Source organism: Bacillus sp. FJAT-28004, assembly GCF_001280845.1.
In the GTDB taxonomy this organism is placed as follows: Bacteria; Bacillota; Bacilli; order Paenibacillales; family Paenibacillaceae; genus Pristimantibacillus.
Window position 1 is genome coordinate 2,129,160 of record NZ_LGHP01000001.1, and the last position, 26,289, is coordinate 2,155,448.

Sequence of the window (26,289 nt, forward strand, 5' to 3'; positions counted from 1 at the left end):
GAATCTAAATGTTATGTGATACGCTCAATAACTCTTGCCTGTCTAATCTTTCCACCTCATCATCATGTAAAGCTGCTCGACGCTTTAGGAGTTCATATGTCTCGCTCCACTCGTCAGGGTATCTTGTCCATTGAATTCGCTTATTCAGCTCTCCAAGAGCATGCTCTACTCTATTTCTAAATTGTTTCCATACCATCTTAGCTTTGTAATAGTCACCGTTATTACGAGTAGCATTCACTACGTCATAACAGAGTTTGTCTTTTTTGGAAATCTCCATACTGATTTCATCAACTTTAAAAAGAATTTCTTTTTTGAGTTTGGCGTCATTCTCCATAGTTGCGATCATTTCGGACATAATAGAAATTATATTTTGATTATTTTGAGCTGAGTGATTAATACGTTCAGCGAGTTGGATAGTCATAGATTTTTCCCTCCTAATAACGGGATAGTTTTATAAAGAGCTGTTACCATTCTGGTTCTATATAATACTGTTCGTTAGAAGGAGCTTTTTTTAGTCACTATGCAAGTGATAAAGAAGTAACTCATTTCTGGATTTCGGTGTGTTATTCAATTAACGGGAGACGATAGGTGAATAAGCACATGAGGCAGCCGACTAACTCGAACGGCTGCTTTTTCATTGCTTTTACGAGAGGATAGTTTAATTAACTTTACGGATACCTCGAATATGAAAACTTCGCAAAGAATGATCAAATGATAGAAACAAACATCAGAAGGCTTTAAAGGCGTTGATTATACCTACAGACGGAAGACGGGTACATCGGAGCAGGACGTGGCGAAGCGCACAGCGGAAAATGCCGTCTTCATTGCTTATGCACCTACAGAAAATCCCAAGCTCGCAGTAGCAGTCATTGTACCGGATGGCGGCTTTGGGGGTTATGGTGCATCGCCTATCGCCCGGCAAATTTTTGATGCATACGATGTGGAAGTAGGTTTGACAGGTAAGCCTAAGAAGAAGCAGGCCGCGACGACGGATGCTGCTGTCGCTGTGAAAGGTACGAATGATACGAATGAATAAGTACGATAATTCCAAAAGGCATGTTCGAGCGCAAGCTTCGAACTGCCTTAGGCTATCGGACAGTTTACGTTAATACATCAATATAGCAACAACACCCCATATATTGTAAAATCAAACTAGCAGAAACTGACGATAGCTTTTCGGGGAGTTGAATACTGTGGAAAAAATAATTTCGCAAGCTCGTAAATTGTTTAATAATCGTGGGTTTGATTGGTCTATTTGCGGTGGTACAGCAATTGATTTATTTCTAGGTAAAAAAACTAGAGTTCATAAAGACTTAGATATTGCTGTATTTTGGGAAGATAGAAATTCAATTATTGAATTAATGTTAAGTTCGGGCTGGAGGGTGTTCGAAGCATGTGGTGGTGGAGTAGTTCGTGAGTTGGTTGAAGGACACGAGAGATCTTTTGAAAAGCGAAATTTGTTTTGTTTCACAACAAATGAGTGTCGAGTTAGTTTAGATCCCATTGGAGAAGGCAGGTATCGATTCGGACTGGAAAAGAAGGAGCAAAATGATTTTACTTATGTAGAGCTTCTTTTCAACAAGCGTGATGATGAATTTTTTTATATACCTGGGGAAGCAAATATTAAACGCCAGCTAAATAAAGCAATACTAGCTTCAAATGAAGTACCATATTTAGCCCCTGAAATTGTACTTTTTTACAAATCGAGTTACTTAGAAGGTTCTGATGCAATTGATCATAATCAAGACCTTATCCTTTCCATACCGGTTCTTAGAGCAGAGCAAAAACAATGGCTAAGCCAATCCCTTGAAAAGGAATATCCTAGCGGACACGCCTGGTTACAAAGGCTGATCTAATGGGTAAATATAGCGTAACAATATTAAAAGGAGGATAAAAGCATGAACTTGACTCTACTTCAACAATCGGTATTATTGGCATTAACCACAGAATGGCAGTCACCGGTGCAGATTTCTGGTCAGCTTCCAAATGCATCGGAGAATCCATCTGACGTAAATCAGTTACTAAAAGACCTTTTGCGTGAAGGATTGGTACAAGCTAATCCAGTTGTTTTTGGTCTGTATCGATTAACCTCACTCGGCACAACCATCAAGACAATGGAATTGTATGAGAACCAATAAAGTTGATCTTTGAATCTCGATCTTTGCTGATTTTATTACGATAGTTGAAACACCGACGAAAGGGGGTCGCGTAGCACCCCTCCTAACGAGAAACTACAGTTGAGCAAGGAGCAGTTTGCGGACGTACAACTGAAAAATAGGAATGCGTATGAACGAATTCAAAATAGCCTGTTTGCGTCCTGACGCGTAAATAAGACACCTATTATGGTGTCTCGTGATATTCGGCAGCTGTATTTTTCTATGGAGTGAAAGACTCATTTCTCACCCAAGCTCCACCTTCATCCGTACTCCGGTAAAACATCGTAGCGCAGCGGAGTGCTCCTCGTGCCGCTTCTTCAACAGATGAATATCTATTTTCCGATGGATCGTGAGGATCGGTTTTATCCGCGTCTTTATAATAATGGCTTAGCTCATAAAAATAATGGTCATTCTGATTTCTGAGAATATCAATTTCAATTTCTTTACCATCGATTATAACCTTTAGTGTTCGGACAATCTCGTGAACGGCTTGGATATCGGCGTGAAGATTTCCGAGTTCAGACAAATTCAACATCATGAGTGTCCTCCCAATAGCTTCCTTCACCAAAGTAATCTTTACATACGCTGTTGAGTGACTGCAATACATCGATAATTCCCTTTAAATCACATGTATGGAAGGTGTCATTGATTTCACGATTTCCCTCCGTAATTGAATATACATGGATCTCAGCGCAGCCATCCCATCTAATATTTACATCAAAACGCTTATCTTCTGTTTCGAGTTCTAGCGCTACAATTCCGCCGTCTGCATCTCTTTTATGTTCGGTCTTTATAATCCACATTCTGATACACCACCTTGGGCTTATGATACCCAAAAGCAGAACATTTATTGCTGTCGCAACAGTATTTGGAACCCATTTTGCAATTAAATAAGGAGACAATAACAGTAACCAAAGGAGGTATAAAGATGAACATAATAGATGGAATGGATGCGGCGAGGTTTAAATCAGCGAATCCTAATTACAAGTCAGAGAATAATAAATAAGCTTAAGAGAAATTTGGGATCAAGTTCCATATCATAAGAACTTGGTCCCATAACACAAAAACCATCTTCCTTTTTCACATTCATCGTACATTTATTCGGTGTCTATATCAGGTAAATCATCAAAGACGTTGGACTTCGGCACCTGGGTCAAATCATCTTTTTGCTGAACCCAATACTCGATATTGCGATACCACTCCTGAAAAGAGTCGTCCAATTGCTGTTCCCGATTGCGGTCCTCATTAACGTCGGAATCAACTTCCGTCTCCTCCCTAAGAACCCCATAAACATCCTTATTAACCCCGTCTTTACGGTCTTCGGTATCATTAAATGTATCCATGATGATTTAGCCTCCTAAAGTCTCATGCCTCTTTATCCATTTGTGTAATTTGCATGATCAAGGGAAGATTTGATTTAATTTAAAAAGCAGAAGGCTATTGGAATCCAGGTGGGGAAGTGTGTATTCGTCAGCAGATTGTTATAACAAGGCTGCCGATAGATCGGCAGCCTGCAGTTCACTAAACCCCTCGTTCTTTACTATCGATACTCCTATCTAACGAGGTATGTGCATCACTGTTTTCCACTTTAGCAATTCCACGATCCGTTTTACTTCCACCTTGGATGGTATCCGTTGCATTTGCCTACTGCTTCAATTGCTCTTCAACTTGTCCTATCCCAACAGCTTTACTTCGAATTATTTTGTACTCTAGATCTTCCTTGATCGTTCGGGTCGTTTGATCGTGATGGGCTATGCTTTGGGTTGTTTTTAGAGGGTTTGGATTTAGTGCTCATTTTATAGTTCACCTCCTCTGTAATCCATAATGAGTATTTCTCCAAACCGTTATCCTTATTAGAATATTAGGTGCTAAATTAATGGAGACTTTAGCTTAACAATCACCAGGACGAGGCTGCCGACATGAAATGGCAGCTTCGTTGAGCTATCTGGCAGGATAATTAAGTTTGTAGATTGAAATGAATTGGATTAACTCACAATCAGGAAGGTTCAATATACAATCCGTGACTCCAGCGTTCCGCATAACAGACTATTCAAGAAGTAAGGAATTCTATGTGGAGGAAATGAACCTTATAGTCGACCGGGAATATCGATTTGAAACGCATTTTCCGATTTTCGTTCAGATAACAAAGAATGATATGACAATGTATTTAACTGAGCGCAACGGGGACTGCCAGGTTGGCGGTTTGATCCATTTATTCGTTCCAAATGTTGATAGCTTAATGAGCAAAAAGATTGGTAGTATAGAGCCGCCACATGTGCAAATCGAAGGTCTTCGTATGATGACAGTCGTAGTTCCCGATGGAAATCAATGGGTCAGATTATCATGAGTTTCAACTACAGGTGTGAATTATGATCTGCAAAGAGGGGGAATCATTAAAGGCATGTTTAGTTTTTTTAAGCGAAAACACAAATTTTCTAAGCCTCCGCAAGTCCGTATTTCGATTGAAGAGCAGCTCACAAATTTGGGTAGAGTAGGCATTACGCTTCACAGGAATATAGAAATCAGGGACATACTAGATTTCAATATCAGAGATTATGAGGAACGCCCTTACATTCATCTCCTAATGAGTATGGGGAGGGAACGAGACAGCGTAGAAATTAACAGTTATCTATACCCGACTAACGACGTTTGGTGCTTCGATCGCGAATGTATCGAGGATCACGGGGATTATGTTCAAGGCTTAAAACGGATTGCGGTTATGGTTGAGCCGGCAATAAGTGTTACCGATATTCAGGATTACGTGGATATTGAAGCCGGTGAGGTGTGGATCGCCTTTAAAGCTAACGGCGCGAACTTTCACTATTCACTTTCCGTGCAGGGCGATTGGCTGAGCCTCGAAATCTTCACGATCTTTTCTGAATTGCTTGCTGTGAGCGGTAGCAGTAAAAGATTCTTCTTCGCGGATACCGGTAATGAAATATTAGTCGTACTTATTGAACGGGACCAGTACCATCAATTGAACAAGTTATTAAATATCTTCATCCCTTTTACCCAAGCGTAGATGTTCAGTTCAGTGGATGGTTCAACTAACAGGCAGGATAGCGTGGAAATTAGCATTTTAATTTGTATCACTAAGGTCAAACCGAATGGCAAATGAATTTGGGACATGTCGGAGGAAAAGCAAAGGGACTTCATTCGCTTGCTAACTAGCCCCTTGGCCTCCAAGGGGCTTGCTGTTTGCTTCAGGGCGTGGACAGTTGCCGTTTTGGTAGACGAACATATACGGATAGGAAGCGCAGTGTTCCGTTTATAAGCTGTTGTCCAAAACTTTTTTTTTGCAATGTGAAAAATAATGGGCTCCTCGATTGTATTACTAGTGAAAGGGAGGCATCAGGTGAATCATGAGAAAGCCCGGTTAATCCGAGCAACGATCAAAAAATGCAAGAGTCTACTCAAGACAGGCTGAATTAAAAGTAAAAACCCAAAAACACAAACCAATAACTCTACGAGGTGAAAGAAATGAAAACAAAATTCAAAATGATTACTCTTTCCACGGTAACCGCATTAACGTTATCCTTTGCAGGACAAAGCTATGCAGCTATCACCCCTTTTTCGGATTTAACTAATGTCGCGGCAAAGGATAAAATTATTGCTTTACAAGAACAAGGCTTAGTCCATGGTATTTCTGGCGAATTATTTGCCCCTAATGATACCGTCACAGCGGCACAAGGCATTCAACTTATTGTTAAGGCCGTGAATCTGAATCTAGATCTAGTAAGATTCCTTGTAGAACCTAAAGCGACGGATTATTTCAAAAACGCAGACAACGATGCGTGGTATGCGAATGCTTTAATAACAGCAAGTGTTAATGGAGTCGTACTGCCGGTAGATTTAGATCCAAACAAGAAATGGACGCGTGAAGAGTTCACTCACCAGCTTATTAGCACGATTGAAGCGCACAGCAATCTTCCACAGATCAAACTCGTTCCCGCCCAGATTAACGATAACACGGATCTAAACATTGATTATGAAGGATCCATCCAACGCGCACTTGCTTATCATGTTGTGCAACTAGATGAACAAGGGAACTTCCATCCTAAAGCCGAAATCTCTCGTGCAGAAGCGGCGGTACAAATCTACAATGCACTAGAATACATTAATGCACATCCTGCACCAACGCCACAGCCTGATCCGGCGTCAGATACTAACGCTAAAAGATCACCATGGTCAACAAGTCCACAAATACCAGGAACAAAATAATTACATTGTATTAACTAAACAGTTGCATATTTCCAGATCAATAGGCGATCGTCTTCCGGATTAAAAGGGAACGGTTTCCTATTTTTTTACTTCAATATGTCACATAGATTGCAGAAATCAAAGGTCAAATAGTCGGGTAAATAAACTTGAAATCGAAGCAAGAACGTAAGGATATCAAATAATTCAATCACAGGTTTATTGAATGCAAGGGTGTTAAGTTGGTTAATATCAAGAAGGTTAAAAATTGTTGCCCTATAAGGACAATATAACTTAATACTAGGACGAGGCTGCCGGCAAAATGGCAGACTTGTTGAGCTATTCTAGCTAATAGCTTTTCAATATTTAAAACTTAATGGAGAAAGCCCATGATGTTATACTGAAAAAAGAGCGTGCCAATACGATAAGGCAGGATAGTTAAATGACTTCACGAATACCCTAGGGATGGAACATTTTTCTAAGTTCGTAGATGAAACGTTAGACGAAACCACGAAGAGATAAAATCCTATGAATGGAGTGTTTTGAATGGGAGAAATTATTCTCAAAAAATTAGAACATATGCAAATTCCAGTAAAAGATTTGAAGGAATCAATTCATTGGTACATAAATAACCTTGGTTTTCAATTAGATGGAAATTCAGAAGAAAATCATCATGCATTTTTAACTTTGCCAGAGGGCCCTATGTTAATGTTGTGGGAAACAAAGGAAATTACAAATGCGAACTTTTCTTATAATGGTCAACTAATGCCAGTATTACTTTTTAACACAGAACAGATACATAAATTGCATGATAACTTGAAATCTTTAGGTATTGAGATTACTTTCTACCAAAATGAAGGGTTTGGTTGGGTTCTTAAATTTATAGATATAAATGGAAACATGTGGGGAGTTATTCAAATCAATCCATGAAAGTACATTTTGTAGGCGGAGTCATCGCTTGCTAATATGAAATAGAAAGATATAAATGTATATAACACTTAAAAGCTACAGGAACAGGACTCTCCACTCTTATCTATACTTTTGCTCTCTTTTTGAGTGGAAGCCACCCTTCCAGGTGGCTTTTTTTATTGCTTATGAATTGACCTGTCTGCCATAGGCTGCGGTATAAGAGTTAATACATACGAAAAAATGAATTGATGATTAATATGACACAGTCGCGATGACATCGGCCTCTGACACTTATATCACTCTTCCTTGAAAAAGGTCGACGAACGTTGGAGCGGTAAAGAACCGCGCGGTCATTATACGTAAACAATAAGCAGCTGCTCCTATAAATTCGGGAGTGGCTTTGTTTATATTTCAAGGATATCAGGAGATGGATGCTGTGAGTCAAGTTCAGCGTTATATCCGGCACAATTTGGCAGGCTCAAAAATATTTCGTCAAAAGTCTTGTGATCGGAAGCGTAAAGGAGTAGGGATTAAAAAAATGAAAGTAAATATCAACTAGTTGTCCGAAATCTGCAAAAATAAGACTTTATCTTTCAAAGACCTGAAACGATTCCGTTTGTAAAATGAAACAATAAAACTAGTGTATGCAGGATCTGTCCATCCATCTCACCAGTTCCTGTATTTAATGTCGTTTTATTATTGAATTTTTTTAGAGGGCTGCCCAAAGATCTGGAAGAGGCGGCATTTGTCGACGGTGCGACACACTGGACTACGCTTTGGCGCATATTTATGCCGCTGTCGATGCCTTCGATTCGTGAAGGGCATGGTTTTAGGCGGGGTAAAAGAATAATTGAAGGAGAGATTTCAAATGAAGACTGGAACTAAACCTTGGACAATTTACGCGATTCATCACTCGCATACCGATGTGGGGTATACGGAGCGACAAGAGAAGATAAAGCAATATCACGTCGATTTTATACGGCAAGCACTCCATATCTTACGCGAAATTCAGGCTGGCCGTCGCCCGGAATGGAATGGATTTAAATGGGTCTGCGAAACGTTTTGGCCGATTGAGGCGTTCCTCGAAAAGGCTACTGAGCAGGAAAAATCGGAGTTTGCTGAAGCGGTAAGGCGCGGAGATATCGGACTTTCAGGCACCTATCTCAATATGAGCGAGTTGATCGGCAAAGATCTGCTTGAATCGATGATCGGCCGTGTCCGCGCTTACGGTGAGTCGATCGGAATGCCGGTGAAGTCTGCCATGACAGCCGATATTACGGGTTTTAGCTGGGGGTATGGCGAGGTGCTGCTCAATGCTGGCATTCAAAACATGATCACATGCATTCATACTCATCATTCGATGTATCCACTCTGGAAGAAACAGCAGCCTTTCTGGTGGGAGATGCCAAATGGCGAAAGGCTTCTGACATGGAACGGGGAGCATTACGTCTTCGGCAACGATTTGGGACTAATTCCTGGTATCGGAGGCTCTTATACGATTAAGGATGAATTCGATACGACCAAGGGCATTACGTTCGAGATCGCGGAAGCGCGTATTCCAAGGTATTTGGAACGGTTGCATGCGGACGGATATCCGTTCCCATTCGCACCTGTCATGATGTCCGGGCTACCGACGGACAACAGCTCACCTAATGCCCAGCTTATGGATTTCGTAAACCAGTGGAACGGCAAACATAGCGAAAAAATCAAAATCGTACCGTGTACGTTGGATGAATTTTTCGACGCGGTACGCGGTCATGCAGAGCAGCATCCCGACGATATTCCAGTATACCGGGGCGATTGGCCAGACTGGTGGACGGATGGCGTAGGTTCAACGCCGAAGCATGTGCAAGTATTCCGAGAGGCGCAGCGTGTCTATCGGAAAGTGAAGCAGCTCGATCCAAACGGAGAGATCGTGACTCCTGAGGCGATGAAAGCGATGGAATATGAGCTGACGTTGTTCGCCGAGCATACTTGGGGCTACCATTCCTCTGTGACAGAGCCATGGAATCCATTTGTGCAGGAACTGGGTGTCCGCAAAGAGGCATTCGCCGCCAATGCGAGCACGCTCGCACATCGCGCATTGTATGACATCTTGGAGCATAAAGGGGATGCGCTTCTTGCCCCTGACCGTCCGATGCGGTTCAAGCTTAACAATCCTAATCCTTTCGTACAAGAAGATGTTGCCCATCTGATTATGGAAGGTTGGCACTACGATCCAATCAAGGACGGATTCGAAGCCCGCGACGAAGGAAGCGGAGCGGTGTATCCTGCTCAGCTAAGAGTAGCGCCGAGGGGCGTCATCGTCAGCATACCAGTGACACTACAGGCCGGAGAAGAGAAAACGTTGATGATCCATCCCGTCCGGAATGGGCAAACAAAGACTGCTTATAGTGATGATTATGTAGGGTCGGACAGAATGATGGATATTGACGTATCGCATGTGGAGAAGGATTTTCACTTCACCTCGACTTATTTGGAAACGCCGTTTGTCCGGATAGAATGGAAGAAAGGCGATGGGATTACATCCTGGATCGACAAGCGTACCGGGACGGAAATGTTGCGTTCAGACCGCAATCACCATGCCTTCTCGCCAGTATATGACATGACTCGTGCTTCCAGCGTAAAGGATATGTACGAAGTTAGACGCAAGATGGGCCGTAACCGTAAAGGTGCGGATGCCATCGTCTCAACCGGGGTAATGACGAGTGCAGAAGTGATCGCGCAGGGTGATGTGTACGGCACTGTTCAGTTGACGTTCGAAGTGGCGGGATGTTCGCATTATTCTTTGCTCGTTACGGCATATACGAACAGAGCGCGCGTGGATGTGGCCGTACGAATGCACAAGGACAGCGTATGGGATCCGGAGAATCTTTATATTTCCTTGCCGTTCGGGGGGCCGATCATGGACGGGGAGCAGCAGCTGTGGATGGACAAAATGGACACGCTAGCCCGTCCGCGCAAGGATCAACTGCCGGGCAGTCTGGCCGATTATTATTGTATTGGGGAAGGCGTCGCTTACGTGGGAAGCCAAGGCGGGTTAGCGATCGCCATGCCGGACACTCCGCTTATCCAACTGGGCAAGCTTGAACACGGCTTCCGCTTATTGAACGGAGACGAGAAGCTCGAGAAGGATCCAGGCCATCTCTATTCCTGGGCAATGAACAATTATTGGGAAACTAACTTTACGGCAACGCTGGGCGGCTTCTATGAATTCCGATATTTTGTCGCATGGGGCGAAGCGCTTGATAACCCGGAATCAGCGATGACCACTTGCCGCAGCATGAATGCCGGCATCTTGGCGTGGAGATCGAAATGGTAAAAGTAAAAAAGTATTTGGATGCTTCAATATCGACGGAAAAGCGGGTTCATGATCTGCTGGGCCGCATGATGCTAGAAGAAAAAATCGGTCAACTTATCCAACCCTTCGGCTGGCAGGCTTACGAACGGACGGAAGATGGCATAGAGCTGACGGAAACTTTCCGTTCCTATATCGATAGCGGAGGCGTCGGATCACTCTACGGCGTTTTGCGAGCCGATCCTTGGACGGGTGTGACGTTGGAGTCGGGATTGTCTCCCCGCGAAGGGGCGGAAGTTATTAACCTAATTCAGAAATATGCGATTGAGCATACGAGGCTTGGCATTCCGATACTGTTCGGGGAGGAATGCTCCCATGGACATATGGCTATCGGCGCAACAGTATTCCCGGTGCCGCTTGCGATGGGCAGCAGCTGGAATACGCCGCTGTACCTAGAAGTATGCCGCGCGATTGCGGCTGAGACGAGGGTGCAAGGGGGCGCGGTCACCTATTCCCCCGTTCTCGACGTGGTCCGCGATTCTAGATGGGGCCGGACGGAAGAGACATTCGGCGAGGATCCGTATCTCATCGGAGAGATGGCGGTAGCGGCAGTCGAAGGTTTGCAAGGTGAGTCTATCGCTTCCGATGATACCGTCATCGCCACGCTCAAGCATTTCGCCGGTTACGGCAGCTCCGAAGGCGGTCGTAATGCCGCACCCGCTCGAATCGGAGCGAGGGAGCTTCTCGAGAAAGATTTGTTGCCATTCGAGCGAGCGGTGAAAGCTGGCGCGCTATCGATCATGACGGCATACAACGAAATCGACGGCGTGCCATGCACGTCGAATCATGATTTGCTTACGCGCACTTTGAGAGAGCAATGGGGATTTGATGGGTTCGTCATTACGGATTGCGGAGCGATCAATATGCTTTGCGGCGGCCACCAAGTAGTAGAGAGTGAAGAAGATGCGGCATGCGCGGCATTGCTTGCGGGCGTCGATATGGAAATGTCAGGAGACAGCTTCGGCAAGCATTTGCTGCATGCCGTACAGAATCAAAAGGTCTCTATAGACGATATTGATCTTGCGGTGAGCCGGATCCTTCACCAGAAATTTGAGTTAGGCTTGTTCGAGCGTCCTTACGCTGACCCCGATCGGGCTTCGGAGATTATCGGCCAAGAAAGCCATATCAAGTTGGCAGGACGGATGGCTCAAGAAAGTATAATATTGCTGAAGAACGACAATCAGGTGCTGCCACTGTCAACCAACCTGAGCAAACTCGCGGTCATCGGACCTAACGCGAACAACATTTATAACCAATTAGGTGATTATACATCGCCGCAGGAGCGCTCCGGAATCGTGACGGTACTAGACGGCATTCAGCGCAAATGTGTCGGCCAAAGCGAGGTCATGTATGCGCCGGGCTGCCGCATTAAAGATCCTTCGACGGAAGGGTTCGAGCCGGCGATCCGAATCGCGCAGGACGCCGATGCAATTATCGCCGTGGTAGGTGGTTCCAGCGCAAGGGACTTCGGCGAAGGAACGATTGATTTGAAGACCGGTGCCGCGATTATAACGGATCAGTCGGGTCTAAGCGACATGGATTGTGGAGAAGGATTTGACAGAGCGGAATTGAACTTGTCAGGCGTTCAATTGGAGTTGTTGAAAGAGCTTCACAAGACAGGCAAACCGCTTATCGTCGTCTATATCAACGGACGGCCAATCGTGGAACCGTGGATCGACGAACACGCCGATGCGATCCTAGAGGCTTGGTATCCCGGACAGGAAGGCGGCAATGCAATCGCTGACGTTCTCTTCGGTTATTGCAACCCGTCCGGCAGGCTTACGATATCCATCCCTAAGCACTCGGGACAGCTTCCGATTTATTACAATACGAAGCGGACCAGAGGCAAGCGGTATGTAGAGACGGACTTAAAGCCAAGATATCCGTTCGGCTTTGGCCTAAGCTACACTTCTTTCCGGTATGACGACATCGCGCTAAGCGTACCTAATATGCGGCCGGATGAGAGCTGCACCGTGAGCATAAACGTTACAAATACTGGCGATATGGCGGGACAGGAAGTCGTACAGCTTTATGTGACGGACGTTGTCAGTTCCGTAACAAGGCCTGCTTTGGAATTGAAAGGTTTTCAAAAAATTCAATTGGAGCCTGGTGAAACGACGACCGTTCGGTTTACGGTCTCGCAGGAACAATTGCAGTTCGTCGGAAGGGACTTCCGTCGCATCGTCGAACCAGGACAGTTCCGAATCCAAGTAGGTGGAAATGCGGATTCGCTCCAAGTGGCCGACCTGTACGTACTGACCCCTGAATAAGTATAGAGAGAGGATGTAACAGCACTATGAAAACCCATCGTTTGCCGCAAATTGATATGCCCGAGCTAAAGCTGCCGCCTTCCATCGTAAAGGCGATGGAGGAAGCGGAGAAGAAGCTCGCTCATCGGCCGAAGCTTAGCCGATTGTTTCGGAACTGCTTCCCAAATACGCTGGAGACGACAACAAAGCTGATGGAGGACGGGACTACCTTCGTACTAACAGGAGACATCCCCGCTATGTGGTTGCGGGATTCCGTGGAACAAGTGATGCATTACGTGCCTTTCGCCAAGGAAGACCCCGAGCTGCAGCACATTCTGGAGGGAGTCATTAAACGCCATATGTTCTATATTAGCATTGATCCGTATGCCAATGCTTTTAACGAAACGGCTAATGACTGGCATTGGAACTCCGGCGACGAAACGGAAAGCTCGCCGTGGGTATGGGAGCGCAAATTCGAGCTCGATTCCATGTGCTTCTCCTTCCGCCTTGCCTATCATTATTGGAAGGAGACGGGCCGGACGGGCATATTCAATGAACAATTCAAATCTTCTTTGCTGTCGATGCTGGACGTCTGGCAGATCGAGCAGCGGCATGGCGAGCTCTCGACGTACCGGTTCCAGCGTCATAATGGAATTATGATCGATACGCTTCGAAGGCAGGGACGCGGTATGCTGGTCAACGAGACCGGAATGATCTGGTCTGGCTTCCGTCCAAGCGACGATGCTTGCGATTTCCATTTCAACATCCCGTCCAATATGTTCGCTGCCGTAACTCTCCGTGACATGGGGGAAATCGTCCGTCACGTGTACCGGGACGAGAAGCTTGCTGCTCGCATGGCCGCAATGGAAGAAGAAATCCGGCATGCCATTGAATTGTACGGTATCGTGGAACATCCGAAGTATGGACGCATGTATGCCTTCGAGACGGACGGCTTCGGCAATCACGTCCTGATGGATGACGCCGGAACGCCAAGCCTTATATCGGCGCCTTATATCGGCTTCACGGACGCAAGCGATCCTATCTATTTGAACACGCGCGCTTTTATATTGAGTGAAGACAATCCGTATTACTACAAGGGCGAAAGTCTTAGCGGCATCGGCAGCCCTCATACGCCGCCGGACTTCGTGTGGCATCTCGCTTATTCCATGCAAGGTTTAACCGCCGTGGACCCGGATGAAATCAAGGAAATGATCGATATCATGGAGGCGACGGACGCCGACACGGGCTTTATGCACGAAGGCTTCCACATGAACGATCCCGCCAACTTCACGAGGGATTGGTTTGCTTGGTCAAACAGCCAGTTCGCTCATTTGGTGTGGAAGGCTTTGCAACAAGGTATTATATAGAAACATAGTTAGACAATCTGATCGCTTGGAGATTGATCGGCAGGGCGGTAATCGCGAAATGAAAATGCTCCACAATGCGCTGCATCATACGTTTATCTGCGTGTACTGTATGTTCGACGCATAAGAAATACCGGCCTGCGGGATGTTCCGAAGCGGTAAATGATCCTTTTGAGTTTTTGATTTGAATTCTGATCGTTTTTTCAAAAAAATCCCGGCGGGATATTCCCCGCTGGGATTTTTGTTGGTCATATTTTTTTATTTAAGGCGTTATTTTCTCAGTAACACTTCAAAGAAAATGATTACAAAAAGAACCTCTAACCTTCATTATGTTACAAGTGCCTGCACAATTGAATGACGAATTTCTCCAAGTAATGCTGGTCAATCTCGTCAAAACGATCGAGCACAGGACTGTCGATGTCGAGAACGCCGAACAACTCACCGTTTACAATGATTGGAATAACGATTTCGGATTGTGAAGCCGAGTCGCATGCGATATGACCCGGGAACTCATGGACATTTCCAACTCTGACTGTCGTTCTTTGGCTTGCCGCTTTTCCACATACGCCTCGATGTAACGGGATGCGGATGCAAGCTGGTAAGCCTTGAAATGGCCCTAGAACTAGTTCCTCATTCCGATAAACAATTGATGTTATTAAGAAATTGATTAAGCAATGCCGATGTGTTAGATAAATTTGCAATCACATCTGATTCACCTTCAAGCAAAGCTTGAAGCTGACGAATGGCTAACTCGTAATTTTGTTCTTTTGATTCATTATATTGTTCCGTTTGAAACATAAGCCGACTCCTTTATCACGATAGGTGTTTAGTCTGTCATTCCTTGTTGTTCTAATTTTCTGTTCTTGCAATAGTTTAACATACTCAAAGTGCATCGAACAGGAACAGATGTTCATGCATAATTGGACACCTCGAGGGTAAGCATACCAAATGAAATATAATCCAGAAAATAGGGGGGGATGACAGTGGAGGTATCCTTTTCTAGACTTCAAATCATATTCTTATTGTTGTTGTCGCTTGGAATCTCGAATCATGTATTAATCATTCCACATCTTTTAAAAGCAGCGGGACGCGATGCCTGGATCAGTATTTTATTCGCTTACCTTGCGTTGATCGTTTGGAGCTTAATCTTATTCTGGATTTTAAAATCAATGAGTACTTTGTCGTTTCAAGATTGGATTGAAGGTCGAATAGGAACGATCGGATATAAGATAATTGGCAGTGGATTCGCTTTATATTTACTGGTAGCTGGCATGATGATTGTTTTCGATACAACAAAAAACGTCAACATATATTTCCTCCCGAAAACATCGAGTGCGATTGTTATTCTCAGCTTTATTTTTTTGACTTACTTTGCCGCTAGAGGGGGACTCAAAACAATTGTTTATATGTCCACCATGTTATTGCCTATCGTATGGTTATTTGGAATAGGCGTAGCTATTATGACAAAGAGCAGCAAGGACTATGGTATGTTACAACCGATTTTTACGGAAGGAATTGGTCCAGATCTGCGAGGAATAGTGGTTGTTTTTGGCGGCAGTATTGATTTGATGGTACTGCTTCTGTTACAGCATAAATTGAAGAAACCGCTAAATTATGGAACAGTTTTTGTACTGCTTACCTTATTAGTGGGACTGATCATGGGACCTACTTTAGGGTCATTAGCTTCATTTGGACCTATCCAAGCAGCAAATTTTCGGTTTCCCGCTTTTGAACAATGGAGGCTGGTTATGATCGGAAGACATATTTCTCATGTCGATTTTTTTGCTGTATTTCAATTAATGGCCGGAAGTATTGTGAGAACGGCGCTTATTATACATTTCTTGCATCAACTTATTGCACGTGGGTCCGAGAAATTTTCAAAAACAATTATGCTCAGTATTACTGTTGTCATCTCTTTGCCTGCACTATTAATGATTAGCGATATTAGCATGCAGGCGTTTATCCATCGCTACTTCTATCACTATTCACTATGGTTTGGAGTAGCCATAACGGCGATACTCTTTATGATCACTCATATTCCACATCGAAGAGAGGAAGCCCAATGAATCAATCGATTGAAGAATCCAAGCTTTTTGCGGAACTGGAGACGAGGCTGCACAGCGGAAATTTGCAGAAGAGTCATTTAAAAGATGCATTCTCGTGTTATTCAGACATCCAGTTTCCACCTCTGCCGCAACTGGAAATGCAGGACAAACTGACAGCATTTTATTGCGAGGGGATGGTTGATAAAACGGAGCTGAACGTATATTTCACCCGCATGTGTCAGTATATAAACGGTTTGTTAACCCATCCAGGTGAAGTACAGGACTTTGTGGAAGAATTACCATTATACGAAATTAAAATGACGGCCGGAGATATGGTAGCTAGTTTGTTCACCGGAAGTTTGATTATTTATCGTGAAGGAGCAATCGACTTTTGGGTCGTTCATATTTCCAAGATTCCGCAGCGGTCGATACAGGAATCCAATACGGAAATTTCGATCAAGGGGCCAAAGGATGCTTTCACGGAAGATTTGTTTACGAATATTTCTCTCATTCGGAAGCGGATGCAAACGGGCTTGTTGTACAGTGAGCAGTTCGTCATCGGGAGCTTAAGCAAGACCCAAGTATCTTTGCTGTATCTTAGCCATAAAGCGAACCCGGATATGATTGTCGAAGTACGAAAACGATTGAATAACATCGACATGGAAAGTGTTACCAGTAGTGGGCAGCTGGAGCAATGGCTGTCGGATCGTACCTTCTCGCTCTTTCCCTTGCTTGATTATATTGGTCGTCCCGACTTTGTTATTGAAACTCTTCTGCGGGGAAGATTCACTATTATTGTGGATGGATCCCCAATGGTGCTGATCGGACCGAGCAACTTTTTCGAGTTATTAAAGTCACCTGAAGATGTCCATTTCCCATATTATTACGTAATGCTTCAAAGAGCACTTCGAATTACTGGGTTGGTGCTCAGTATTTTTTTGCCTGGCTTCTGGATCGCTATTGCGACCGTCAATCTGAGCCAAATTCCTTTCGCGTTGTTATCGACAGTAGTCATTTCTCGTGAAGGCGTTCCTATGCCTTCATTCCTTGAAGCGCTGTTGCTGTTATTTCAGTTTGAATTGCTTAGAGAAGCTGGTGTTCGGTTGCCTAAAGCTGTCGGACAGACGATCGGAATCGTAGGTGGTTTGATCATCGGAGACTCGCTTATAAAAGCAGGACTTGCATCGCCCACACTGCTTGTTGTCATCGCCATCTCGGTGGTAGCTACATTCAGTTTGGTCAATCAGTCACTGTCTGGCACAGTTAGCCTGCTTAGACTTTTTATTTTGCTGATTTCCTCCATTCTTGGCATTTACGGTTTTTTTCTGAGTATGTTCTTGATTCTGATCTATTTATGTCGTCTCGATTCCTTTGGGCTTTCCTATCTGGAACCTATATCCTCTTTGCGAATGAAAGACTGGCTATCTGCGTTACTTGTTGATCCGTTCAGAAGGTCACGTGTCTCGTCGTCGATGATAAATAAACGGAAAAGGTGAGAGAATTGAATAGCAAATTACGATACTCACTCGTTATGATAGTCATCTTGCTTTTCAGTTCAGGCTGTGCATCTGATGTCAAGGATATTGAAAAATTGAATTATGCATCTGCACTAGGCGTAGATTACAAGGACGGAAAATTTCACGGGTATATCCAGTTTATCGATTTTCAGTCGATCGCTAAAGCAACAGAAAGTAAGAAGCAAACAGCAAAAGTTTGGGTAGGCGAGGGGGTTGGGAACTCTTTGGAAGAGTCGCTTTTCTCTCTTTATCAAACGGCACAAGAGAGAATTTATTGGGGACATTTGACTTCCATTGTGGTGAGCGAAGCGGCATTCAAACAAGGATTTGGAGAAATTTATGATAGCATTGCTCGGTATCATGAATTTCGCTTAACATCTTGGGTGTTCGGGACGAGAGAACCGATGAGAGATATTCTCTCCACAGGAGGCTTTCTTGGACAGTCTCCGCTAAGCACCATTCTCCATGAACCGGAAGGGACATACGCTCAAAATTCCTTTATAAAACCGATCAAGCTCCACCGATTACTCGGTGAGTTAAACGAACCTGGTTATACTTCTTGCATTCCGGTACTAGCCTTAAACAAAAAGCAATGGAAGGAAAAAAACAAAATCGAGCCTAAATTGATGATTGATGGAGCGATATTTCTCAAAAATGAAGTTTTACAAAGCTATATTCCATTAAAAAAGCTGTCTGGTTTACGCTGGATTCAACAGGGAACGATCCGGGCAGGCATATCTGTGCCTAAAAACTCGCCGGAATCGGTTCAAGTCGTCGTTGAAAATCCCAAATCAAAGTTGAAACTTGTAAGTACGGAAGACAAACCCAAATATAATATTGATTTGAAAGCGAAAGGCTACATCGTGAGCCGGACCAAAAAAAGCTTGTCCGAGTTACATCCATTAATGGATGAGACGAAAAAAGCCATTGAACAGGAAATTGTTGAGTTATTCCGTACAGGGAGAGACACACATACTGATATCTTTAACCTTGAACATAATTTATACCGACACCATTACCGACAGTGGAAAGCCATCTCGCCGGCAAAAGAACAACTGTATAGTGAAAATACTATTAATGAAGTTAAAATTGACTTGAATATTGTACATTCGAGTTCTGAAAAATTTCCCGATATAAAGAACCAAAGTCACTCAAAATAAAGGGACCGAAGGATTTTGGAGACATAGTGATAGAGATAGTCGGATGCCTAATAATAGGCATCCGGCTTTTTTGTATACCATTTTATCGAAAATGAAATCTATTTCTAGATGTTGATCAATCGTCATATACGTTCAAAAGATAATGTTTTTACAATAGATTAATATGTACTTGAGATGGTGAAAACAAATGCTGCCTATAATTGTGGTATCTAGACTGTTTGTTACCGATTCTTTTTGTTTTGTTGAACAGTTAAATGCTCTGAAGAAGGAGAGATTGGATTGAAACGCATAGCGATTGATATGGATGAGGTAATGGCGGACACTGCGGGTGCACATTTGGAATGGTATAACAGGGATTATAACGATAATTTGCATATTTCGGATCTGCATGGGACGACCTTGTCACAACTAAGACCTCAGCGAAAAAGAGAAATTGAGAGTTACTTTGACAAAGAAGTTTTCTTTCGTGAACTGAAAGTCATGGAACATAGCCAAGAGGTTATACGCGAGCTCAGCAGTTATTACGAGATTTATATTACCACTGCTGCGATGGAGGTTCCAGCTTCTTTTAAAGCCAAATACGAGTGGTTAACGGAGCATTTCAGCTTTCTGAACAATATGCATTTTGTGTTTTGTGGGAATAAGAGTGTTATTCATGCCGATTATTTGATTGATGACAGTGTCAAACAACTTGAACGCTTTCGAGGTCAAGGCATTCTATATCATGCGCCGCACAATATTTTGGCAACTGGGTATGTTAGGGTGAATAACTGGCGTGAAGTAAGGGAGTTTTTCATGGACAAGGAACGCCTAACAGAGGTTAGCCATGTAGGGAAGGAAGGTTAAGTACTATGATATCAGGACGTATGATGCAAATCCCGAAACGTCAGAACCCTATGCAAGTTTTGACTCACTGGATATTTGATCCAGTGAACATATTGTCAGGATCGATTCAGGGTGGAGATCTAGTTCTAACCGATGTGAGTGGCAGCGGCAATCATATCGAGATGGTCACGTCTCACGTTAGTATGAAGCAACAAGATAACCTTCTGCTTGATTGGATGAAGGGTGTCCGAGGTGAGGCGGGCATGACTTTTCATAATGACCGATGCAAGAAAGGAACCGGTTGTTATTTTCAAACGGTAAAGGACGCACCTATCAACCGTGAGAGTTTAGAGAAAGGTTATACAATTGAAGCCGTCGTTCAATTGCCTGAGCCATTCGATGAGGAAAAACATAGTTGGATGGGGGTGTTGACGAGACAGGGGAGAGGCGCCGATATCGGCAAATCAGGAGAAAACGAGCTGCTCGCGACATTATCTGTTTCGAATTGCAAGGAATACCAATGGATAAGTCATCCAACGAATCGGTCATCATCGGTAACGAACTGGTCGCGATATTTGAATGCAGGGCAATGGCATCATATTGTTATCGTTAATGATGGGGAACAAACCCTTATGTATGTGGACGGAATTTGTGATTATAGCAGTCCTGCAAAAACGATCGTCGGCATTGCCGAGATTGAAGGTAAAGGATGGAATATTGGAGCATCAGAATGGGGCGGCCATCTAGATCAATTGTTTTCTGGTTCCATTCGAGAAATTCGGATTGCAAACGAGCCTCTGGATAGAGTGGATTGGTTATTCGATTCAAGTCCACAACAAGTTCTTCAAGGCACTAATGAAGATGTTTCACCCTTGCATCAGGAAACCAATTACAATTTTGTTTTTATACCCGATGCTCAGAAACTTGTCTATCTCAACCCCGAGATGTTTGAAGCACAGGTAAAGTGGATTGTGAATCATACATCCAATATCAATATTGCTATGACTGCTTATGTGGGTGACATCGTCGATCATAGTGATGCCTTAGAGGAGTGGGAACGTTCTTCTAAAGCCATTTCCCTTATGGATCAGTCTCAAACTCCGTATATGATGACAGCGGGAAATCATGACTATAATGCGGAAGATACTTATTTGGATTATTTTGGTCCAGATCGCTTTTGCAATAAGGACTACTATAAAGGTAGTTCACCATCGAGGTATAGCTCTTATGGTGTTGCACAAGCAGGAAGCTATAATTATTTATGGTTAATGGTAGATATGAAGCATCTAGTACAGGACCTGGCATGGTGCAAAATAGTGCTTGAAGAGCATCGGTACATGCCAACTATTCTTGTGTCGCATGATATCCTGTATACGAGCGGAGATTGTCAGAATCTAATCTCTCATGAGTCGGAGAACGGAAAGATCATATGGGATGAGTTGGTCGCTCCCTATAACCAAGTATTCATGACAGCAAATGGACATTATAACGGGAATTTTCATCAAATAAGGCGAAATGATTGTGATCACGAGGTCATACAACTGTTAATCAATTATCAAGACAGCTACCGCGGCGGAAATGGTTGGATGAGATTGGCTCAATTTAACGAGGAGGACAACCATATTTTTTTTCAGACTTATTCACCTTGGGTGGAAATTCTGGGACAAAGCGAACCATTGGCATATCCGGATTACCGATATTTAACGGGAAAATATGATTCGTTTAAAATGCCATTTCATTTTAAAGAACGATTTGCTTTTGTGAACGATAGATTATTGATAGATTAGGAGTGATAGTTTAGTGTCTCTTTTATCTGAAGATCGGAAGAAGTATATTCTCATTCAGCTGGACACCTTCGGTAAGGTACAGGTTGTATCTCTGGCTGAACAGCTTCAAGTTTCTCTTGAAACGATTCGTCGAGATCTGTTTGTGTTAGAGGAAGAAGGAAAACTAAAGCGTGTCTATGGCGGAGCTGTTAAGGTGCAGTATGAAAAGGGGGAGCCTCCTTACCAGCAAAGACAAATTCTCAATCTTGAAGCTAAGCAGGCCATTGGACAAAGAGCTGTAGATCTTATAAATGATGGGAACACCATTTATATGGATACGGGAACAACGATTCACGAAATGGCACGAGCTCTGAGAGGAAAAAAAAGGATAACCGTTATTACTAATTCCTTAACGGTCGCGAATCTTCTGACGGAATCATTATCCCAAGGGCTGTTTAACGGACGAGTGATTATTTTGGGAGGTGAAATATCGCCAGAGCAGCAATCAGTAAGCGGCCATATCTCTCAGGAAATACTGAAAAATTTCTACGTTGACAGAGCATTTGTTTCGGTAGGTGGTATTTCAATTGAAACAGGAATTAGCGATTACGATATGAATGATTCTGTCATTTCCAAAATGATTACAATGAAAGCGAAGGAAGTGATCGTATTAGCGGATCACAGCAAGATCAGTATACAAGCCTTCTGCCATATTGCACCGTTAGAAGCGATTGATGTTGTTGTATGTGAGAAGGATCATCCAGAAGCATGGACACAAGAGCTAGAAATAAAAGGAATTACATGGATTAACGCCAATCAAACAAATTAAGAGAGAAGAATCGGACTAAGATCCGGTTCTTCTTTTTTTTATTTTATAAAAATGATTTCCTATAAACCAAAATGGTTAGATATATTGCTGTAAATCTAACAACTATACAAAAAACAACAACATCGGGCTTAATGATACCTTATTATTACGAAAATACCACGATAACAATCTTTAACTACACTATGAATAACACAACAACAGTAACGTTGGCGTGAAGAATAAACGAATAAGGAATTTAGAAATTCGACGAACAGGAGAATGGTTTATGACGAATCGATCTTTTCCGCTCATATGTGCCCACACGGGGTGCGGGGCTGCACCGGATAACACATTGGCTTTCTTCATGGAGAGCATAGCTTTGAGTGCAGACGTGGCAGAAGTAGATCTTAGGGTGACAGAAGACGGTACAGTAGTTTTGATGCATGATGACAGCCCGTTGCTTCACGAATTGTCATTCGAGCAATTGAACCAGCTGGAAAACCGTATAAAGATCAGCTTAGCTTACGAATTCCACACCATTGCCACACTGGATGAAGTTCTGGGTATTTCGAGAGAAAACGGCATTAAGCTCAATCTGGATATTAAAACGGAAGCGGTAATCGCCCCTGTGATTCGGAGTATTCGGCACTATGAAATGGAAGATCTCGTTTTCATTACCGGTTGTTCGGTCGGTATTACGGACAGTCACCATGGGATCAAGGTCCTCTACAACACAGCAGATGTACTTACTAGTGAAGTGGAACGCGAATATGTCGCTTGGGCGCATACCGTTTGCGAATGGGCAAATGCGAGCGGATATTACGGACTGAACATGAATTACCGAACTTGCCGACGCGAATTGGTGGAATACGCTCATATGCTTGGTTTGGTGGTGTGGGTGTATACCGTTGATGATGAGGAGTCTCTTAACGAAATGATTAGACTAGGTGTCGATGAAATAACGACAAACGAGGTTGAGCTGTTGAAACAGTTAAAAACGGAGATAGGTTAGTGGGTTACTTTTTCTCCAGAAATGATAAGGAAGGGAGAGTCCCTCATTGCAATCCAAAATAGCTTTCGTTCCAACGGGAATTCATAAAAAACAACGTTTTGTTTACTTGTTAAAAAAAATCTGGCTATTCCGTTATTTGTACTTCATGCTTCTGCCTTGTCTAGTATCCTTTATTATTTTCTCGTACATTCCGATGGGCGGATTGCTTCTAGCGTTTAAGGAGTTCAAATTTAATCAAACCATACTTGAGAGTCCATGGGTCGGTTTCGAATATTTTGCAAAGTTTTTCAACGATGTTCAAAGCATGACTCTGATTAAAAATACTCTCATCATAAGCTCAATGAAGCTTTTTCTCGGATTGCCTTTTCCCATTCTTCTTGCGCTTATGTTCAATGAAATCAAAAACAGAGCGTTTAAAAACATCGCCCAGAGCATTTCTTATTTGCCGCATTTTATGTCGTGGGTCATTGTCATCGGTTTGGTGCAAAGGACGTTGGCGCCGGATACCGGCTTGTTAAATGAAGCGATTACCTATTTCGGAGGTGACGGCAGTACTTTTTTTATGAATGAGGCGAAATATTTCTATCAAATTATGTTCGGCAGCCATATTTGGAAAACAATCGGTTGGGATTCAATCATCTATCTGGCGGCTATTGCCGGAATTAATCAAGATATGTACGAGGCGGCCAAAATAGATGGGGCGAGTAAATGGGCTGAAGTATGGCATATCACCCTTCCGTCGATTCGACCGACCATATTGATCGTGTTTATTCTGTCGCTTGGAAGTATTTTGTCAGCCGGCTTCGACCAGCTTTATTTGCTCAAAATGCCTGGTAACAGCGATCTCGTAGACATTCTGGATACATATGTGATTCGCGTCGGTTTGCAGCAAGGTCAGTACGGGTACGCAACTGCGGTAGGTATGATGCAAGGTGTTATCGCTCTAATTCTTGTGGTTACTGCCAATCGTTTCGCACGAAAAGTGTCAGGCACTTCGGTTTGGTAACTTGTTCGATATTAATATCTTTCCTTGAAGAGAAACGCCCAACAGCGTTTTTCCATATAAATTAAACAGAGAAGGTAGGAATGGAGATATCATGTTTAAGAACAAAAATTGGGCAAGACTGTTGACGGTTCCGCTTATAGCTTCTGTGTTAATAACAGGATGTGCAACAAAAGAAACAAATTCAACAAATTCAGATCATAAAAAAGGAACAAACAAAGAAGCCGTTAATGACAATACCAACAAACCTGCAACTTGGATTGCCGATCGCAAAATTAAAGGCTTAATCTTTATGGGGGCAGATGATTACACGGAAGAGATGAACCCGGAAGTCCTGAAGCAAATTAAAGAAAAAACGGGAATAGACTACCAAATTAATATTATGCCAGCTAATCGCTCACTTGATGGTTTAATTGCTGGACTTGCTTCTGGGGATTTGCCGGACTTTATCGGATTTTATTTGAATCATAGCGGTCGACCGGAAATGCCGGTAGTACTGAAAGCTGCACGCGAAGGCATGTTCACCGATCTGACTCCATTCATGAAAGACACGAAAGTATACAGCAAATATCTAGAAGATGGATACCTGCCGCTCGATACGAAGAACGGCGTTATGTTCCGTCCCGAATTTAATGGCTCTACCTACTTCATGCACATGAATATTTCGAGAGAAACAGGTTATGAAACGCGGAAAATGTTAGGCGGTCCATTTATTCGCAAGGATATCGCTGAGGCGCTGAATATCGATCCAAGAACGATTACAACTTCTGAGAAATTATATGAGCTGGCCCAAAAAATTAAAGCTGGAAATTTCAAAGATAATAATGGGAAAGACATTACCTCCGTTATCGGTCCGAGATACTGGGGAGGCACGGAAGTGAAAGCATTGTACAGTGATTTGACCGTAAATGTTAACCAAACCTTTGTAAGGAATAAGGATGGAAAAATCGTTCACGAGTCTCAAACGGATTACCCGATGAAGCGCGTGGAGTTTGTCCAAAAGCTGTTGAAAGAAAAGCTGATGAACCCTGAATTTTATACGATGGAAGAAACTCGTGCAACAGAAGGTATTATGAACGGCTCCTTCGCGATCGTAGCTGATATGCACAACTACCTTGAATTTAATAAGGATATGCATTATTTGCCGATTGGTCCGTTGAATGAAGCGGATAAGCCTTACCAAATGAAGCTGAGCTACAAAACCGCTGGTGGCGCTTGGGCGATTCCTTCCTCAACGAAAAATCCAGAAGATATCGTGAAATTCGCTGATTTCTTGGCGAGCCGCGAAGGCAAGCTGCTATGGCAATACGGGATTGAAGGAAGAGATTATACGCTCGATGCTAAGGGCAACCCGATTGTGAAAAAAGAAGTATTTGATTTAAAAGATAAAGATTCTAAAGCCGCGAAAGCGCTGGGATTTGCGGGTGTAGGCAACTATTGGGGTGAGATTCTTGGCAATACCGACATTGATCGAATGGTTGATTTTGGTGAAACGGAATATGGTAATGCAGCCAAACCTGATATCAATGAGGGACCACTCAAAATTGCTGAATATTGGGGATGGGATAAAAAAAGGGAAAATGCGATAATCTCGGATACTTATGCTCCAACAGCATTCCTTGGCGAGTTTGAGAAGGAAACGGAATTGAAGGCTGCACTCGATAATTATGATGAAAGCCTCAAACGAGCTTATTATGCAAAAAGCCAGGATCAAGTAACGAAAATTTTTGACGCAGCATTCGAGCAATTAAAAGCTGCTGGCTTGGATGATTACTTGGCATTACTTGAGAAAAAAGACAGTGATCCGAATACGAAAGTGGACCTATAACAAGCATTAAAGCTGCAGGTGGTCTGTTTCATCGGTATTTCGATGAAATAGACCACTAATGATAAGGACATGCTTCCGAAGCCGTTTTGCTT

22 protein-coding genes and 3 pseudogenes are annotated in these 26,289 nt (G+C 43.2%); 20 read left to right on the forward strand and 5 right to left on the reverse strand.

Annotation, left to right across the window (positions count from 1 at the left end; genetic code table 11):
* Window positions 1-4: 4 nt before the first annotated feature.
* The gene (locus tag AC787_RS09000) at window positions 5-421 is read right to left on the reverse strand and encodes a hypothetical protein (RefSeq protein WP_054024465.1); all 417 of its coding nucleotides are present in this window, start codon (window positions 419-421) and stop codon (window positions 5-7) included.
* A gap of 330 nt (window positions 422-751) precedes the next feature.
* Between AC787_RS09000 and AC787_RS09005 the strand changes: the two are divergent.
* The 3 genes and pseudogenes from AC787_RS09005 to AC787_RS09015 all read left to right on the forward strand — a co-directional run.
* Window positions 752-1,036: pseudogene (locus AC787_RS09005) on the forward strand (penicillin-binding transpeptidase domain-containing protein); the annotation flags it as partial.
* A 157-nt stretch (window positions 1,037-1,193) separates the two neighbouring features.
* Window positions 1,194-1,856 (forward strand): nucleotidyltransferase domain-containing protein, encoded by a 663-nt coding sequence (locus tag AC787_RS09010; protein WP_054024467.1) that lies wholly within the window; start codon window positions 1,194-1,196, stop codon window positions 1,854-1,856.
* A gap of 42 nt (window positions 1,857-1,898) precedes the next feature.
* On the forward strand, window positions 1,899-2,138 hold the full coding sequence (locus AC787_RS09015; protein WP_054024468.1) for a hypothetical protein: 240 nt from the start codon (window positions 1,899-1,901) through the stop codon (window positions 2,136-2,138).
* A gap of 238 nt (window positions 2,139-2,376) precedes the next feature.
* Here the strand turns inward: AC787_RS09015 and AC787_RS09020 are convergent, their stop codons facing one another.
* The 3 genes from AC787_RS09020 to AC787_RS09030 all read right to left on the reverse strand — a co-directional run bounded on the left by AC787_RS09020 (window position 2,377) and on the right by AC787_RS09030 (window position 3,499).
* Window positions 2,377-2,694 (reverse strand): hypothetical protein, encoded by a 318-nt coding sequence (locus tag AC787_RS09020; protein WP_235560934.1) that lies wholly within the window; start codon window positions 2,692-2,694, stop codon window positions 2,377-2,379.
* Window positions 2,675-2,959 carry a hypothetical protein gene (locus AC787_RS09025; RefSeq protein WP_054024470.1) on the reverse strand — a complete coding sequence of 95 codons (285 nt, stop codon included), beginning with the start codon at window positions 2,957-2,959 and terminating at the stop codon, window positions 2,675-2,677. The genes AC787_RS09020 and AC787_RS09025 overlap by 20 nt, the downstream gene beginning before the upstream one ends.
* Before the next feature lie 294 nt (window positions 2,960-3,253).
* Window positions 3,254-3,499, reverse strand: coding sequence for a hypothetical protein (locus tag AC787_RS09030; protein WP_054024471.1), 246 nt, complete (start codon window positions 3,497-3,499; stop codon window positions 3,254-3,256).
* 632 nt (window positions 3,500-4,131) lie between these two features.
* Here AC787_RS09030 and AC787_RS09035 point away from each other — a divergent pair.
* The 8 genes and pseudogenes from AC787_RS09035 to AC787_RS09065 all read left to right on the forward strand — a co-directional run bounded on the left by AC787_RS09035 (window position 4,132) and on the right by AC787_RS09065 (window position 14,236).
* Entirely contained in the window at window positions 4,132-4,503 is a 372-nt protein-coding gene (locus AC787_RS09035; protein ID WP_235560935.1) for a glyoxalase superfamily protein, read from the forward strand.
* Window positions 4,504-4,557: 54 nt separating this feature from the next.
* The gene (locus AC787_RS09040; RefSeq protein WP_054024472.1) at window positions 4,558-5,178 is read left to right on the forward strand and encodes a hypothetical protein; all 621 of its coding nucleotides are present in this window, start codon (window positions 4,558-4,560) and stop codon (window positions 5,176-5,178) included.
* 458 nt (window positions 5,179-5,636) lie between these two features.
* A complete protein-coding gene (locus AC787_RS09045) occupies window positions 5,637-6,377 on the forward strand; it encodes an S-layer homology domain-containing protein (RefSeq protein ID WP_063847504.1) in 741 nt (246 codons plus the stop codon).
* A 522-nt stretch (window positions 6,378-6,899) separates the two neighbouring features.
* Window positions 6,900-7,283, forward strand: coding sequence for a VOC family protein (locus AC787_RS09050; protein ID WP_200930706.1), 384 nt, complete (start codon window positions 6,900-6,902; stop codon window positions 7,281-7,283).
* Between the two features lie 645 nt (window positions 7,284-7,928).
* Window positions 7,929-8,075, forward strand: a pseudogene (locus AC787_RS33740) (ABC transporter permease subunit); the annotation flags it as partial.
* Between the two features lie 55 nt (window positions 8,076-8,130).
* The gene (locus AC787_RS09055; protein WP_054024473.1) at window positions 8,131-10,584 is read left to right on the forward strand and encodes a hypothetical protein; all 2,454 of its coding nucleotides are present in this window, start codon (window positions 8,131-8,133) and stop codon (window positions 10,582-10,584) included.
* Complete coding sequence (locus AC787_RS09060) at window positions 10,578-12,890, forward strand: glycoside hydrolase family 3 N-terminal domain-containing protein (RefSeq protein WP_054024474.1); 2,313 nt, start codon at window positions 10,578-10,580, stop codon at window positions 12,888-12,890. Before AC787_RS09055 ends, AC787_RS09060 begins: the two co-directional genes overlap by 7 nt.
* Window positions 12,891-12,916: 26 nt before the next feature.
* Window positions 12,917-14,236 (forward strand): glycoside hydrolase family 125 protein, encoded by a 1,320-nt coding sequence (locus tag AC787_RS09065; protein WP_054024475.1) that lies wholly within the window; start codon window positions 12,917-12,919, stop codon window positions 14,234-14,236.
* Window positions 14,237-14,565: 329 nt separating this feature from the next.
* On the opposite strand, the pseudogene AC787_RS09070 reads toward AC787_RS09065, so the two are convergent.
* Window positions 14,566-15,031 (reverse strand): annotated as a pseudogene (locus tag AC787_RS09070) (GAF domain-containing protein).
* 185 nt (window positions 15,032-15,216) lie between these two features.
* Between AC787_RS09070 and AC787_RS09075 the strand changes: the two are divergent.
* The 9 genes from AC787_RS09075 (at window position 15,217) to AC787_RS09115 (ending at window position 26,197) form a co-directional block, all read left to right on the forward strand.
* Complete coding sequence (locus AC787_RS09075; RefSeq protein ID WP_054024476.1) at window positions 15,217-16,299, forward strand: endospore germination permease; 1,083 nt, start codon at window positions 15,217-15,219, stop codon at window positions 16,297-16,299.
* Window positions 16,296-17,774 (forward strand): spore germination protein, encoded by a 1,479-nt coding sequence (locus AC787_RS09080; protein WP_054024477.1) that lies wholly within the window; start codon window positions 16,296-16,298, stop codon window positions 17,772-17,774. The genes AC787_RS09075 and AC787_RS09080 overlap by 4 nt, the downstream gene beginning before the upstream one ends.
* Window positions 17,771-18,955, forward strand: coding sequence for a Ger(x)C family spore germination protein (locus AC787_RS09085; protein WP_152970610.1), 1,185 nt, complete (start codon window positions 17,771-17,773; stop codon window positions 18,953-18,955). The genes AC787_RS09080 and AC787_RS09085 overlap by 4 nt, the downstream gene beginning before the upstream one ends.
* Before the next feature lie 279 nt (window positions 18,956-19,234).
* Window positions 19,235-19,801: a 5' nucleotidase, NT5C type gene (locus AC787_RS09090; RefSeq protein ID WP_054024479.1), complete on the forward strand. Its 567-nt coding sequence runs from the start codon at window positions 19,235-19,237 to the stop codon at window positions 19,799-19,801.
* A gap of 5 nt (window positions 19,802-19,806) precedes the next feature.
* Window positions 19,807-21,567, forward strand: a complete 1,761-nt coding sequence (locus AC787_RS09095; RefSeq protein ID WP_082360683.1) for a LamG-like jellyroll fold domain-containing protein — start codon at window positions 19,807-19,809, stop codon at window positions 21,565-21,567.
* A gap of 13 nt (window positions 21,568-21,580) precedes the next feature.
* A complete protein-coding gene (locus tag AC787_RS09100; RefSeq protein WP_054024480.1) occupies window positions 21,581-22,375 on the forward strand; it encodes a DeoR/GlpR family DNA-binding transcription regulator in 795 nt (264 codons plus the stop codon).
* A gap of 265 nt (window positions 22,376-22,640) precedes the next feature.
* Window positions 22,641-23,366: a glycerophosphodiester phosphodiesterase gene (locus AC787_RS09105; RefSeq protein ID WP_054024481.1), complete on the forward strand. Its 726-nt coding sequence runs from the start codon at window positions 22,641-22,643 to the stop codon at window positions 23,364-23,366.
* 79 nt (window positions 23,367-23,445) lie between these two features.
* Complete coding sequence (locus AC787_RS09110; protein WP_235561060.1) at window positions 23,446-24,372, forward strand: ABC transporter permease; 927 nt, start codon at window positions 23,446-23,448, stop codon at window positions 24,370-24,372.
* A 91-nt stretch (window positions 24,373-24,463) separates the two neighbouring features.
* Window positions 24,464-26,197: an extracellular solute-binding protein gene (locus tag AC787_RS09115; RefSeq protein ID WP_054024482.1), complete on the forward strand. Its 1,734-nt coding sequence runs from the start codon at window positions 24,464-24,466 to the stop codon at window positions 26,195-26,197.
* The last annotated feature ends 92 nt before the right edge of the window (window positions 26,198-26,289 follow it).

What these genes read in the sequence shown, in the direction of transcription:
- AC787_RS09105 (WP_054024481.1), top strand. Translation starts at nt 22,641, where the DNA reads ATGACGAATCGATCTTTTCCGCTCATATGTGCCCACACGGGGTGCGGG.
- AC787_RS09000 (WP_054024465.1), bottom strand. Translation starts at nt 421, where the DNA reads ATGACTATCCAACTCGCTGAACGTATTAATCACTCAGCTCAAAATAAT.
- AC787_RS09045 (WP_063847504.1), top strand. Translation starts at nt 5,637, where the DNA reads ATGAAAACAAAATTCAAAATGATTACTCTTTCCACGGTAACCGCATTA.
- AC787_RS09030 (WP_054024471.1), bottom strand. Translation starts at nt 3,499, where the DNA reads ATGGATACATTTAATGATACCGAAGACCGTAAAGACGGGGTTAATAAG.
- AC787_RS09060 (WP_054024474.1), top strand. Translation starts at nt 10,578, where the DNA reads ATGGTAAAAGTAAAAAAGTATTTGGATGCTTCAATATCGACGGAAAAG.
- AC787_RS09040 (WP_054024472.1), top strand. Translation starts at nt 4,558, where the DNA reads ATGTTTAGTTTTTTTAAGCGAAAACACAAATTTTCTAAGCCTCCGCAA.
- AC787_RS09035 (WP_235560935.1), top strand. Translation starts at nt 4,132, where the DNA reads ATGAATTGGATTAACTCACAATCAGGAAGGTTCAATATACAATCCGTG.
- AC787_RS09055 (WP_054024473.1), top strand. Translation starts at nt 8,131, where the DNA reads ATGAAGACTGGAACTAAACCTTGGACAATTTACGCGATTCATCACTCG.
- AC787_RS09065 (WP_054024475.1), top strand. Translation starts at nt 12,917, where the DNA reads ATGAAAACCCATCGTTTGCCGCAAATTGATATGCCCGAGCTAAAGCTG.
- AC787_RS09095 (WP_082360683.1), top strand. Translation starts at nt 19,807, where the DNA reads ATGATATCAGGACGTATGATGCAAATCCCGAAACGTCAGAACCCTATG.
- AC787_RS09020 (WP_235560934.1), bottom strand. Translation starts at nt 2,694, where the DNA reads ATGATGTTGAATTTGTCTGAACTCGGAAATCTTCACGCCGATATCCAA.
- AC787_RS09115 (WP_054024482.1), top strand. Translation starts at nt 24,464, where the DNA reads ATGTTTAAGAACAAAAATTGGGCAAGACTGTTGACGGTTCCGCTTATA.
- AC787_RS09050 (WP_200930706.1), top strand. Translation starts at nt 6,900, where the DNA reads ATGGGAGAAATTATTCTCAAAAAATTAGAACATATGCAAATTCCAGTA.
- AC787_RS09025 (WP_054024470.1), bottom strand. Translation starts at nt 2,959, where the DNA reads ATGTGGATTATAAAGACCGAACATAAAAGAGATGCAGACGGCGGAATT.
- AC787_RS09080 (WP_054024477.1), top strand. Translation starts at nt 16,296, where the DNA reads ATGAATCAATCGATTGAAGAATCCAAGCTTTTTGCGGAACTGGAGACG.
- AC787_RS09015 (WP_054024468.1), top strand. Translation starts at nt 1,899, where the DNA reads ATGAACTTGACTCTACTTCAACAATCGGTATTATTGGCATTAACCACA.